This window comes from Pseudomonas sp. S30_BP2TU TE3576 (genome assembly GCF_050436025.1).
In the GTDB taxonomy this organism is placed as follows: domain Bacteria; phylum Pseudomonadota; class Gammaproteobacteria; order Pseudomonadales; family Pseudomonadaceae; genus Aquipseudomonas.
On sequence record NZ_JBNDLK010000001.1, the window covers coordinates 5,912,846 to 5,925,801 of the forward strand.

At 60.4% G+C, this 12,956-nt stretch carries 8 protein-coding genes; 6 read left to right on the forward strand and 2 right to left on the reverse strand.

All coding sequences use genetic code 11. The features are described 5' to 3' along the window. Positions 1–30: 30 nt before the first annotated feature. From ABIA48_RS27055 to ABIA48_RS27075, 5 genes are all read left to right on the forward strand, one after another. Positions 31–291, forward strand: a complete 261-nt coding sequence (locus ABIA48_RS27055) for a YeaC family protein (RefSeq protein WP_007988613.1) — start codon at positions 31–33, stop codon at positions 289–291. Further along, a complete protein-coding gene (locus ABIA48_RS27060) occupies positions 288–1,118 on the forward strand; it encodes a DUF2797 domain-containing protein (RefSeq protein WP_429492630.1) in 831 nt (276 codons plus the stop codon). The genes ABIA48_RS27055 and ABIA48_RS27060 overlap by 4 nt, the downstream gene beginning before the upstream one ends. Before the next feature lie 10 nt (positions 1,119–1,128). Then, positions 1,129–3,786, forward strand: coding sequence for an aminopeptidase N (gene pepN, locus ABIA48_RS27065; protein ID WP_429492632.1), 2,658 nt, complete (start codon positions 1,129–1,131; stop codon positions 3,784–3,786). A gap of 1,245 nt (positions 3,787–5,031) precedes the next feature. Then, positions 5,032–6,084 (forward strand): WD40/YVTN/BNR-like repeat-containing protein, encoded by a 1,053-nt coding sequence (locus ABIA48_RS27070; RefSeq protein ID WP_429492634.1) that lies wholly within the window; start codon positions 5,032–5,034, stop codon positions 6,082–6,084. Positions 6,085–6,112: 28 nt separating this feature from the next. Beyond that, complete coding sequence (locus ABIA48_RS27075; protein WP_429492636.1) at positions 6,113–8,497, forward strand: efflux RND transporter permease subunit; 2,385 nt, start codon at positions 6,113–6,115, stop codon at positions 8,495–8,497. Positions 8,498–8,673: 176 nt separating this feature from the next. Here ABIA48_RS27075 and ABIA48_RS27080 read toward each other — a convergent pair whose 3' ends face one another. Both ABIA48_RS27080 and ABIA48_RS27085 read right to left on the reverse strand, forming a co-directional pair. Beyond that, positions 8,674–9,393: a FadR/GntR family transcriptional regulator gene (locus ABIA48_RS27080; protein ID WP_429492638.1), complete on the reverse strand. Its 720-nt coding sequence runs from the start codon at positions 9,391–9,393 to the stop codon at positions 8,674–8,676. A gap of 184 nt (positions 9,394–9,577) precedes the next feature. Then, a complete protein-coding gene (locus ABIA48_RS27085; protein ID WP_429492640.1) occupies positions 9,578–11,314 on the reverse strand; it encodes an IlvD/Edd family dehydratase in 1,737 nt (578 codons plus the stop codon). 194 nt (positions 11,315–11,508) lie between these two features. On the opposite strand from ABIA48_RS27085, the gene ABIA48_RS27090 reads away from it, so the two are divergent. Continuing rightward, the gene (locus tag ABIA48_RS27090; protein ID WP_429492642.1) at positions 11,509–12,831 is read left to right on the forward strand and encodes an MFS transporter; all 1,323 of its coding nucleotides are present in this window, start codon (positions 11,509–11,511) and stop codon (positions 12,829–12,831) included. Positions 12,832–12,956: the final 125 nt, after the last annotated feature.

Genomic DNA, 12,956 nt, shown 5'->3' on the forward strand with positions numbered 1-12,956 from the left:
AAGAACATGCAATAAAGAGACGGAGACCCAATGTCCTCTTTTAACGAAATGATCAAGAACATCACTTCCGATATCTACGAGAGCCTGAAACTGGCCGTGGAAATCGGCAAATGGTCCGACGGTGGCAAGCTCACTGCCGAACAACGCGAGCTGTCGCTGCAGGCGATGATCGCCTGGGAAATCCAGAACCTGCCCGAGGACCAGCGTACCGGCTACATGGGGCCGCAGGAATGCGCCTCGAAGTCGATCGAAGTGCCGAACATCCTGTTCAAATCGGATGCCATCCATTGATCGAGATTGGCCGCGGTGCAATCAGCAAAATGTCGGCACGCCTTGACGGGTCGAACGTGCAGTACGCTTTGCGTCTGGGCGAAACCGAGGTCCCGGTCAATCCGTTGATCGGCACCACGATACGCCTGGAATACCTGGGTGCGATCCACTGCATCCATTGCGGGCGCAAGACCAAGACCAGTTTCAGCCAGGGTTACTGCTACCCATGCATGACCAAACTGGCCCAGTGCGACGTCTGCATCATGAGCCCGGAGCGTTGCCACTACGACGCCGGTACGTGCCGTGAACCGGAGTGGGGCGAGAAGTTCTGCATGACCGATCACGTGGTGTACCTGGCCAATTCGTCTGGGGTGAAAGTCGGGATTACCCGCGCCACCCAGTTGCCGACCCGCTGGCTTGACCAGGGTGCGAGCCAGGCCTTGCCGATCATGCGCGTATCGACCCGGCAACAGTCCGGTTTCGTCGAGGATCTGTTCCGCAGCCAGGTGGCGGACAAGACCAACTGGCGTGCTTTACTCAAGGGCGATGCAGCGGCGGTGAACCTGGCCGAGGTTCGCGATCAACTGTTCGACAGCTGCGCTGAAGGCTTGCAAGGATTGCAGGAACGATTCGGCTTGCAGGCGATCCAGACCGTTACCAATGTCGAACCGCTGGAAATCCGCTACCCGGTCGAGCAGTACCCGGCAAAGATTGTCAGCTTCAACCTGGACAAGAACCCGATTGCCGAAGGCACGCTGATGGGGGTCAAGGGCCAATACCTGATCTTCGATACCGGCGTGATCAATATTCGTAAATACACGGCTTACCAGCTCGCCGTGCATCAGTAAGGACTCCAGCATGCGCACCGAACAACCGAAGATGATTTACCTGAAGGACTATCAGGCGCCCGAGTACCTGATCGACGAAACACACCTGACCTTCGAGTTGTACGAGGACCACAGCCTGGTCCATGCGCAACTGGTGATGCGCCGCAACCCCGAGCGTGGCCCGGGCCTGCCGCCGCTGGTGCTGGACGGCCAGCAGCTGGAACTGCTGTCGGTCACGTTGGCCGACCAGGAGCTTTCTGCGGCGCAGTATCAACTGACCGAGAATCACCTGACCCTGCAACCGACCAGCGCTACCTTCACGGTCGATACCAGCGTCAGGATCCACCCGGAAACCAACACCGCACTGGAAGGCCTGTACAAGTCCGGCACGATGTTCTGCACCCAGTGCGAGGCCGAAGGCTTCCGCAAGATCACCTATTACCTCGACCGCCCGGACGTGATGAGCACCTTCACCACCACGGTCGTCGCGGAACAACACAGCTACCCGGTGCTGCTGTCCAACGGCAACCCGATTGCTTCCGGCCCCGGCGAAGACGGCCGGCATTGGGCGACCTGGGAAGACCCGTTCAAGAAACCGGCGTATCTGTTTGCGTTGGTGGCCGGCGACCTGTGGTGCGTCGAGGACAGCTTCACCACAATGAGCGAGCGCAACGTGGCGCTGCGCATTTACGTCGAGCCGGAAAACATCGACAAGTGCCAGCACGCCATGAACAGCCTGAAGAAATCCATGCGCTGGGACGAAGAGGTCTACGGTCGCGAGTACGATCTGGACATCTTCATGATCGTCGCCGTGAATGACTTCAACATGGGCGCCATGGAGAACAAGGGCCTCAACATCTTCAACTCCAGCGCCGTGCTGGCCAAGGCCGAAACCGCCACCGACGCCGCGCACCAGCGGGTCGAGGCGATCGTCGCCCACGAATACTTCCACAACTGGTCGGGCAACCGCGTGACCTGCCGCGACTGGTTCCAGCTGTCGCTCAAGGAAGGCTTCACCGTGTTCCGCGATGCCGGTTTCTCCTCGGACATGAACTCGGCTACGGTCAAGCGCATCCAGGACGTGGCGTACCTGCGCACCCACCAGTTCGCTGAAGACGCCGGCCCCATGGCCCACGCCGTGCGCCCGGACAGCTTCATCGAGATTTCCAACTTCTACACCCTGACCGTGTACGAAAAGGGCTCGGAAGTGGTCGGCATGATCCACACCTTGCTCGGTGCCGAAGGCTTCCGCAAAGGCAGCGACCTGTACTTCGAACGCCATGACGGCCAGGCCGTGACCTGTGATGACTTCATCAAGGCCATGGAAGATGCCAATGGCGTCGACCTGACCCAGTTCAAGCGCTGGTACAGCCAGGCCGGTACACCGCGTCTGGCGGTGAGCGAGTCCTTTGATGCGGCGGCGAAAACCTACAGCCTGACCTTCCGCCAGAGCTGCCCGGAAACCCCGGACAAGGTGCAAAAACTGCCGTTCGTGATCCCGGTCGAGCTGGGGCTGCTGGATTCCAAAGGGGCAGCGATTGCCCTGCGTCTGTCCGGCGAAGCCACCGCGCAAGGCACCTCGCGGGTCATTTCCGTGACCGAAGCCGAGCAGACTTTCACCTTCGTCGACATCGCCGAACAACCGCTGCCGTCGTTGCTGCGCGGCTTCTCGGCGCCGGTGAAACTGAGCTTCCCGTACAATCGCGATCAGTTGATGTTCCTGATGCAGCACGACAGCGACGGCTTCAACCGCTGGGATGCGGGCCAGCAACTGTCGGTGCAGGTGCTGCAGGAGTTGATCGCCCAGCAGCAGAAGGGCGAAGCACTGGTGCTCGATCAGCGTCTGGTGTCGGCGTTGCGCACGGTGCTCTTGGACGAGTCGCTGGATCAGGCCATGGTCGCCGAAATGCTCTCGTTGCCGAGCGAGGCGTACCTGACCGAAATCAGCGAAGTGGCGGATGTCGAAGCCATTCACAGCGCCCGCGAGTTTGCCCGTAAACAATTGGCCGATGCGTTGTTCGATGGCCTGTGGCTGCGTTATCAAGCCAATCGCGAGCTTTCGAAGCAAACTCCGTACGTGGCCGAGGCCGAGCATTTTGCCCGCCGCGCCTTGCAGAACATCGCGCTGTCGTACCTGATGCTCAGCGGCAAGCCGGAGGTTCTGGCGGCGACCCTGGAGCAGTTCGACGCGTGCGACAACATGACCGAGCGCCTGACCGCACTCGCCGTGTTGGTCAATTCACCGTTCGAAGCCGAGAAAGCCAAGGCACTGGCCAGTTTCGCCGAGCACTTCAAGGACAACCCGCTGGTCATGGATCAGTGGTTCAGTGTCCAGGCCGGCAGCGTGTTGCCGGGCGGGCTTGCGCGGGTCAAGGCGTTGATGCAGCACCCGGCGTTCAACATCAAGAACCCGAACAAGGTGCGGGCACTGGTCGGTGCGTTTGCCGGGCAGAACCTGATCAACTTCCATGCCGCCGACGGTTCCGGGTATCGCTTCCTGGCGGATCTGGTGATCGAGTTGAACGGCTTTAATCCGCAGATTGCTTCGCGTCAATTGGCTCCTCTGACCCGCTGGCGCAAGTATGACGATGCTCGTCAGGCGCTGATGAAGGGTGAACTGGAGCGGATTCGTGCTTCGGGTCAGTTGTCTAGCGATGTGTATGAAGTGGTCAGCAAGAGTTTGGCTTGATCTTGGCTTTTTGAACTTGGCGGCCTTTGGGCCGACCAGGTTCTGGGTTGATTGAGTACATATCCGTTGCTGCGGTCACGGCGGCTTATGGTTTCGCCCTTACGGCGAGTCCCTTTTGGCAAACGCCCCAAAAGGAACCAAAAGGTCTCGCCCCTTACGTACGGCCCCTCGCTGAGGCTCGGGGTTCCTTCGCTCCGGCATTCATCCGGGGGCATCGCCTCCGGTCGGCTTCGCTTCGACCTCCTCTCGATGTGTTCGGCTTCGCCGAACGGCGCTGCGCGCCCACCCCCGGATGAACGCCTCCACTCAGCCTGCCGAGGGGGCGGGTGGATCAAGATCAAGATCAAGAGCTGCAGGCGAGCTAACGCTCGGCCTGATGAGTGGTGAAGAGCGCGGGTGTACGCCGCTCTGCCTTTGCTCTTCTGTAGGAGTGAGCCTGCTCGCGATGGCTGCCTGCCAGCCGACCAATTACTCACAGGTATACCCAATCCCCCTGTGGGAGCGGGCTTGCTCGCGAAGGCGGTTTGACAGCCGACCGAGCCCCACCTGACTGCCCCCCCGATTTTTCTGAACCCCTATCTGCTTTGGCTTTGGCTTTGGCTTTGGCTTTGGCTTTGGATCTTGATCTTGATCTTGATCTTGATCTTGATCTTTTGCCCCTTCGGCAGGCCGAGCGTAGGTGTTCATCAGGGGGTTAGGCGCGTAGCGCCGTTCGACGAAGTCGAACACATCGAGAGGAGGTCGTCGCGAAGCAGACCGGAGGCGATGCCCCCTGATGGACACCGTAGCGAGGGAACACCGAGCTTTGGCGAGGTGCCGTACGTCGGGGCAAAGCCTTTTGCTTACTTTTCGGCGTTTGGAAAAGTGAGTCGCTGTAAGAGCGAAACCGTCAGCAGCCGTTACCGCAGCAACGGATATGTACACCGATTGAACAAGCAGCCGTTACCGCAGCAACGGATATGCACACCGACCACCGACCACCGACCACCGACCACAACCACCAACCCCCCAATCACCCCACCTGATACCCAATCATTCAGAACAAGCCCCCATCCCCCCGGTTAACAAAAGATAACGTGGCGTCGATTGTCAGACATTAAAAAACACCGATAGGATAAGCCAGCTTCCGAAGGGGCTCTGGATTGCGGGTTTCAGGACTATGCTCTGAAACAGCCGGTCCAGACACGCACCCTTGCGGCGCCCTGAAAGGTTGAACGACCTAACAATAATAATGGGGGAAGGTCTATGAGTGAGCCTGTCATGGGTGTGGGTATCTGCCGCCCGCCGGCATTACGCAAATTCGCGTTGCTGGCTACAGCGCTCTCGCTGTTGGGCTCTGCCATGCTGTCGGCACCTGTGCTGGCCGCGGCGGCGCCAGCATCCGACGTTGTTTATTCCATTGAATCTGCCAAGGCTTCCAAAAGCCTGATGCTCGATGTCGTCCACGCCGGCAAGCGCCTGGTGGCGGTCGGGGATCGTGGGCACATCCTGTATTCCGATGACCAGGGCGCCACCTGGACCCAGGCCAAGGTCCCGACCCGGGCCCTGCTGACGGCGGTGTTTTTTGTCGATGACAAGCACGGCTGGGCCGTCGGCCATGACGCGCAGATCCTCGCCAGCGAAGACGGCGGTGTCACCTGGACCAAGCAATTCGAAGATCTGAAACGCGAATCACCGCTGCTCGATGTCTGGTTCAAGGACGTCGACAGCGGCTTTGCCGTGGGTGCTTATGGCTCGCTGATGGAAACCACCGACGGTGGCAAGCATTGGGAAGACGCCAGCGACCGCCTGGACAACGAAGACCAGTACCACCTGAACGCGATTGCCGCGGTCAAGGACGCCGGGCTGTTCATCGTCGGCGAGCAGGGCAGCATGTTCCGCTCCGCCGATTGGGGCCAGACCTGGGAGAGGCTCGAAGGCCCGTACGAAGGTTCGCTTTTCGGCGTGATCGGCACAGCACAAGCCAATACGCTGCTCGCCTACGGTCTGCGCGGCAACCTTTATCGCTCCACGGATTTCGGCAGCACCTGGGAGCAAGTCGAGCTCAAGGCTGAACGCGGCGCTCTGGAGTTCGGGCTGTCCGGCGCCACGCTGCTCGACGATGGTTCCATCGTGATCGTCGGTAACGGCGGCTCGGTGATTCGCAGCAGTGACAATGGCGAAACCTTCAAGGTGGTCAACCGTGCGGACCGTATTTCGGTCTCGGCGGTGACTGCGGCAGGCAATGGCAATCTGGTTCTGGCCGGGCAGGGCGGCGTTCGCGTCACCTCGCCAAACGGCACCGAGTCGGGCAAATGAGCCGGGTTAATAATAAGAAGGCGGGGCTATGACTTCCTTGAGCACTCATCATCAGGACAAGGCGACGTTTCTTGAGCGCCTGATCTTCAACAACCGCCCGGCAGTGATCACTATCTGCCTGCTGGTCAGCATTTTTCTGTTCTGGCAGGCGACGCTGATCCGGCCGTCCACCAGTTTCGAAAAAATGATTCCGCTGGAGCATCCCTTCATCCAGAAGATGATGGAGCACCGCAACGATCTGGCGAACCTGGGCAACACGGTGCGGATTTCGGTGGAAGCCACCGATGGCGACATCTTCTCCAAGGAGTACATGGAGACCCTGCGTCAGATCAACGACGAGGTGTTCTACATCTCCGGTGTCGACCGATCCGGTCTCAAGTCGCTATGGAGCCCCAGCGTTCGCTGGACCGAAGTGACGGAGGAGGGCTTCGCCGGCGGCGAGGTGATCCCGCAAAGCTACAACGGCTCCCAGGCCAGCCTCGATCTGCTGCGCAACAACGTGCTCAAGTCCGGCCAGGTCGGGCGCCTGGTGTCCAACGATTTCAAGTCGAGCATCGTCGACATTCCGTTGCTGGAGTCCTACCCGGACCCGCAGGACCAGGGCAAGCTGCTGGCGCTGGACTACCGCCAGTTCTCCCACGAGCTTGAAGACAAGATCCGCAACAAGTTCGAAGCACAGAACCCGAACGTGAAGATCCACATCGTCGGTTTCGCCAAGAAGGTCGGTGACCTGATCGATGGCCTGGTGATGGTCGTGATGTTCTTCGGCATCGCCTTCGTCATCACCCTGATCCTCTTGCTGTGGTTCACCAATTGCCTGCGCAGTACCGTCGCGGTGTTGAGTACGACGCTGGTGGCAGTGGTCTGGCAGCTGGGGTTGATGCACTTCTTCGGCTTCGGGCTCGACCCTTATTCGATGCTGGTGCCGTTCCTGATCTTCGCCATCGGTATTTCCCACGGCGTGCAGAAGATCAACGGGATCGCCCTGCAATCCAGTGAAGCGGACAACGCCCTGACGGCCGCGCGACGCACTTTCCGTCAATTGTTCCTGCCGGGGATGATCGCGATCCTCGCCGATGCGGTGGGTTTCATCACGCTACTGATCATCGATATCGGTGTGATCCGCGAACTGGCCATCGGCGCATCCATCGGTGTGGCGGTGATCGTGTTCACCAACCTGATCCTGTTGCCGGTGGCGATTTCTTATGTCGGCATCAGCAAGCGCGCCGTTGAACGCAGTAAAAAGGACGCGCATCGCGAACATCCGTTCTGGCGTCTGCTGGCGAATTTCGCCAGCCCGAAAGTCGCGCCGGTTTCCATTCTGCTGGCGCTGATCGCCTTTGGCGGCGGCCTCTGGTACAGCCAGAACCTGAAAATCGGCGACCTTGACCAGGGTGCTCCGGAACTGCGTCCGGACTCGCGCTATAACAAGGACAACAACTTCATCATCAAGAACTACTCGACCAGTTCCGATGTGCTGGTGGTGATGGTCAAGACCAAGTCTGAAGGCTGCTCGCGCTACGAAGCCATGGCGCCGATCGACGAGCTGATGTGGAAGATGCAGAACACCGAGGGCGTGCAGTCGGCAATTTCCCTGGTGACCGTGTCCAAGCAAATGATCAAGGGCATGAACGAAGGCAACCTGAAGTGGGAAACCCTGTCGCGTAACCCTGATGTGCTGAACAACTCCATCGCCCGCGCTGACGGCCTGTATAACAACAGCTGTTCCCTGGCGCCGGTGCTGGTGTTCCTCAACGATCACAAGGCCGAGACCCTGGATCGTGCGGTGCATGCGGTGCAGGCGTTCGCCAAGGAAAACAACAAGGAAGGCCTGGAGTTCATCCTCGCTGCCGGTAACGCCGGGATCGAAGCGGCCACCAACGAAGTGATCAAGAAGTCCGAGCTGACCATCCTGGTCCTGGTGTACATCTGTGTGGCGGTCATGTGCATGATCACCTTCCGCTCCTGGGCGGCGACCTTGTGCATCGTGCTGCCGCTGGTGCTGACCTCGGTACTCGGCAACGCCCTGATGGCCTTCATGGGCATCGGTGTGAAAGTGGCGACCCTGCCGGTCGTGGCGCTTGGGGTGGGGATTGGCGTGGACTACGGCATCTATATCTACAGTCGCCTGGAAAGCTTCCTGCGTGCCGGCCTGCCGTTGCAAGAGGCGTACTACCAGACGCTGAAGTCCACCGGCAAGGCCGTGCTGTTCACCGGTCTGTGCCTGGCCATCGGCGTGTGCACCTGGATCTTCTCGGCCATCAAGTTCCAGGCCGACATGGGCCTGATGCTGACCTTCATGCTGCTGTGGAACATGTTCGGTGCGCTGTGGCTGCTGCCGGCACTGGCGCGGTTCCTGATCAAGCCAGAGAAACTGGCGGGGCAGAAGGGCAACTCGTTGTTTGCTCACTGATCCATGCAGAAGTGAAAAAGCCGCAACCTTGGGGTGCGGCTTTTTTATACTTCGAATTTCACACCGTCCAATGTGGGAGCGGGCTTGCTCGCGAAAGCGGCGTGTCAGTCGACATCAATAGTGACTGTCAGTCCACCTTCGCGAGCAAGCCCGCTCCCACATGGGTTCTTTGGTCGTTATGAAAGATCGGTGCCCAATACGACATTCAACGCACTGCGTGCATCATCCAGCTGCACCAGCGTCGCATGCCGCGCGCCCAGAGCATCACGGTTCTCAATGGCGGTGAGAATCGCCTTGTGCCGGGGCAGCGCCAGTTCATGCAGGTTCGGCCGCTGGTTCGAATGCTTCAAGGCTTCGGCAATCGCCACCGAGAGCATGTTGCACAGGTTAGCCAGCAAGTCGTTGTGCGTGGCGTCGGCGATGCGGCTGTGGAAGTCCAGGTCCGGCTGCAACAGCGCCTCCGGTGTCGGCGCGGCTTCCATGCGTTGGTAGGCCTCACCGATGGACGCGATATCGGCATCGGTCGCGTACTGCGCGGCGAGCGCGGCGGCGGCCGGTTCGATGATGCTGCGCACACTGGTCAGCAGGTCGAAAAACTGGTTTTGCGGACTGCTCTGCATCAGCCAGTGCAGCACGTCCGGATCGAGCATGTGCCAGTCCTTGCGCGGCTTGACCACGGTCCCGACGCGCGGGCGGGAATACACCAGGCCCTTGGCAACCAATACTCGGGTGGCTTCGCGCAGCACCGGCCGGCTGACTGCATACTCTTCGCACAACAGCGCTTCAGCGGGCAGTTTGTCGTCCGGCAGGAAACGTCCCGAGACGATCTGCATGCCCAGTTCCTGGACGATGCGCGAGTGCATGCTTTTGCGGTCGGAGGGTTTGCGGTAATCCATGGGGAGCGGCGCGATCCAATGCGAATAGGTGTCGCGCATGATAGCAGGCGCGGCGCAATCTTGAGGCAGACGAAAATCGAATGTGGGAGCGGGCTTGCTCGCGAATGCGGAATCTCAGCCAACTGAAATGTTGAATGATAAACCGCATTCGCGAGCAAGCCCGCTCCCACATTAGAGGGTGGTGTCAGTGGGAGTGGCGCGGCACTTCAGCCCCACGGCAACCGACCAGGAAGTCGAAGTCGCACCCCTGGTCCGCTTGCAGCACATGGTCGATGTACAGCTGACGATACCCACCGACGATCAGGTTCTGCGGCGGTTGCAGGTCGGCCATGCGCGCGGCCAGTTCTGCATCGGGAATATCCAGGTGCAAACGGCCGCTGGCGCAATTGAGTTCGATCCAGTCACCTTCTTTCACGGCGGCCAATGGTCCACCAGCGGCGGCCTCCGGGGCGACGTGTAGCACCACTGTGCCGTACGCGGTGCCGCTCATGCGCGCATCGGAAATGCGCACCATGTCGGTCACACCCTGGGCCAGCAGCTTGGCTGGCAAACCCATGTTGCCCACTTCGGCCATGCCCGGATAACCCTTCGGCCCGCAGTTTTTCATCACCAGGATCGAGTTGGCATCCACGTCCAGTTCCGGGTCGTTGATCCGCGCCTTGTACATGTCGAAGTTCTCGAACACCACCGCACGGCCGCGATGCTGCATCAGTGCCGGCGTGGCGGCGGACGGCTTGAGCACGGCGCCCAGCGGTGCCAGGTTGCCGCGCAAAACACAGATGCCGCCGTCGGCACGGATCGGGTTGTCGAGGGTGCGGATCACTTCGTCTTCGCCATAGATCGGCGCATCCCTGGTGTTCTCGCCGATGGATTTGCCGTTGACGGTCAGGGCATTCGGGTTCGGGATCAGGTTGGCTTCGCCGAGGCGACGCAGCACCGCCGGCAAGCCTCCGGCGTAATAGAACTCTTCCATCAGGAAGCGCCCCGACGGTTGCAGGTCGACGATGGTCGGCATGCCGCGACCGATGCGGGTCCAGTCGTCGAGGTCCAGCTCCACGCCAATACGCCCGGCAATGGCCTTAAGGTGGATCACCGCGTTGGTTGAACCGCCGATGGCGGCATTGACGCGAATGGCGTTTTCGAAGGCTTCCCTGGTCAGGATCTTCGACAGTTTCAAGTCTTCGCGAACCATCTCCACGGCACGCATGCCGGACATGTGGGCCAACACATAACGGCGCGCATCCACGGCCGGGATCGCGGCGTTGTGGGGCAGGGAAGTGCCGAGTGCTTCGGCCATGCAGGCCATGGTCGAGGCCGTGCCCATGGTGTTGCAGGTGCCGGCCGAGCGGGACATGCCGCCCTCGGCCGCGAGGAAGTCGTCGATGCTGATGGTGCCGGCCTTGACCTGTTCGCTGAGCTGCCAGACCACGGTGCCGGAGCCGATGTCCTTGCCCTTGTGCTTGCCGTTGAGCATCGGCCCGCCGGTGACGACGATGGCCGGCACGTCGCAACTGGCGGCACCCATCAGCAGTGCCGGGGTGGTTTTGTCGCAACCGGTCAGCAGCACCACGCCATCGATTGGGTTGCCGCGAATGGCTTCTTCCACGTCCATGCTCGCCAGGTTGCGGGTGAGCATGGCGGTAGGACGCAGGTTGGATTCGCCGTTGGAGAACACCGGGAACTCCACCGGGAAGCCGCCGGCCTCGATCACGCCGCGTTTGACGTGCTCGGCAATCTGGCGGAAATGCGCGTTGCACGGAGTCAGTTCCGACCAGGTGTTACAGATGCCGATGATCGGCTTGCCATGGAACTGGTGGTCGGCGATGCCCTGATTCTTCATCCAGCTGCGGTACATGAAGCCGTTCTTGTCGGCCGTGCCAAACCATTGGGCGGAGCGCAGGGTGGGTTTCTTATCAGACATGATCTGTTCTCTTATTGTATGACTATATGGTTCGAGCTGAGGCGTAACATAAGCGTAAATTGCAATGTTTGGAAGTGTTGTTGATTAAATAGTATTACTATATAGTCCGCTCAAACGGAGGGATGACCCTGGCGAATCTTTCGCGAGAGGCGTCCCCCGAGGTTCCATAACAACAACAATCGGAGACCGATCTCATGAGCCAGGAACTGCGGCTTATCCGTCGCATTACGCTAAAACTGATTCCCTTCCTGATCCTGCTGTACCTGATCGCCTACGTGGACCGCTCCGCAGTGGGCTTCGCCAAACTGCACATGGGCGCCGACATCGGTCTGGGCGATGCGGCCTACGGCCTTGGCGCCGGGCTGTTCTTCATTGGCTACTTCCTGCTGGAAATCCCCAGCAACCTGATGCTCGACCGCTTCGGCGCACGGCGCTGGTTCGCGCGGATCATGCTCACCTGGGGCGCCATCACCATCGGCATGGCCTTCGTCCAGGGGCCGAACAGCTTCTATGTGATGCGCTTTCTGCTCGGCGCCGCCGAGGCCGGGTTCTTCCCGGGCGTCCTGTACTACATCACCCAATGGTTCCCGGTGCGCCATCGCGGCAAGATCCTCGGGCTGTTCATCCTCTCGCAACCCATTGCGATGATGATCACCGGCCCGGTATCCGGCGGCCTGCTGGGTATGGACGGCGTGCTCGGGCTGCACGGCTGGCAGTGGCTGTTCATTGTCATTGGCACCCCGGCGATCCTGCTGACCTGGCCTGTGCTGCGCTGGTTGCCGGACGGCCCGCAGCAAGTGAAATGGATGGACCAGGCGGAAAAAAACTGGCTGAGCGGCGAGCTGAAAAAGGACCTGGACGCGTACGGCCAGACCCGACACGGCAATCCGCTGCACGCCCTCAAGGACAAGCGCGTCCTGCTGCTGGCGCTGTTCTATTTGCCGGTGACCCTGAGCATCTATGGCCTCGGCTTATGGTTGCCGACACTGATCAAGCAGTTCGGCGGCAGCGACCTGGTGACCGGTTTCGTTTCCGCGGTGCCGTACATCTTCGGCATCGTCGGCCTGCTGATCATTCCGCGCAGTTCCGATCGCTTGAATGACCGCTACGGCCACCTCGCCGTGCTTTACGTGCTGGGTGCGATTGGCCTGTTTCTCAGCGCCTGGCTGTCGGTGCCGGTGCTGCAACTGGCGGCGCTGTGCCTGGTGGCATTCGCGTTGTTCTCCTGCACGGCGGTGTTCTGGACCTTGCCGGGCCGCTTCTTTGCCGGCGCCAGCGCGGCGGCGGGGATCGCCTTGATCAACTCGGTGGGCAACCTCGGCGGCTACCTCGGCCCATTCGTGATCGGCGCACTCAAGGAATACACCGGCAACCTGGCTTCGGGCCTGTATTTCCTTTCGGGCGTGATGGTGTTCGGGCTGGTGTTGACCGGTGTGGTGTATCGCTTGCTGGAGCGCAAGCACGTGTTGCCGGCCGATGAGTTTGCGGCGAGTGCGCGTGGGGCATCGCGTACCTGATTTTGAGAGTTCACACCGACCAAATGTGGGAGCGGGCTTGCTCGCGAAAGCGGAGTGTCAGTCACCAATGATGTCGGGTATGACGGCCTTTTCGCGAGCAAGCCCGCTCCCACATTGGTTCTGCG

Excerpts from the sequence above, each read along its gene's own strand:
- ABIA48_RS27075 (WP_429492636.1), top strand. The coding sequence starts at position 6,113 with ATGACTTCCTTGAGCACTCATCATCAGGACAAGGCGACGTTTCTTGAG.
- ABIA48_RS27080 (WP_429492638.1), bottom strand. The coding sequence starts at position 9,393 with ATGGATTACCGCAAACCCTCCGACCGCAAAAGCATGCACTCGCGCATC.
- ABIA48_RS27070 (WP_429492634.1), top strand. The coding sequence starts at position 5,032 with ATGAGTGAGCCTGTCATGGGTGTGGGTATCTGCCGCCCGCCGGCATTA.
- ABIA48_RS27085 (WP_429492640.1), bottom strand. The coding sequence starts at position 11,314 with ATGTCTGATAAGAAACCCACCCTGCGCTCCGCCCAATGGTTTGGCACG.
- pepN (WP_429492632.1), top strand. The coding sequence starts at position 1,129 with ATGCGCACCGAACAACCGAAGATGATTTACCTGAAGGACTATCAGGCG.
- ABIA48_RS27090 (WP_429492642.1), top strand. The coding sequence starts at position 11,509 with ATGAGCCAGGAACTGCGGCTTATCCGTCGCATTACGCTAAAACTGATT.
- ABIA48_RS27055 (WP_007988613.1), top strand. The coding sequence starts at position 31 with ATGTCCTCTTTTAACGAAATGATCAAGAACATCACTTCCGATATCTAC.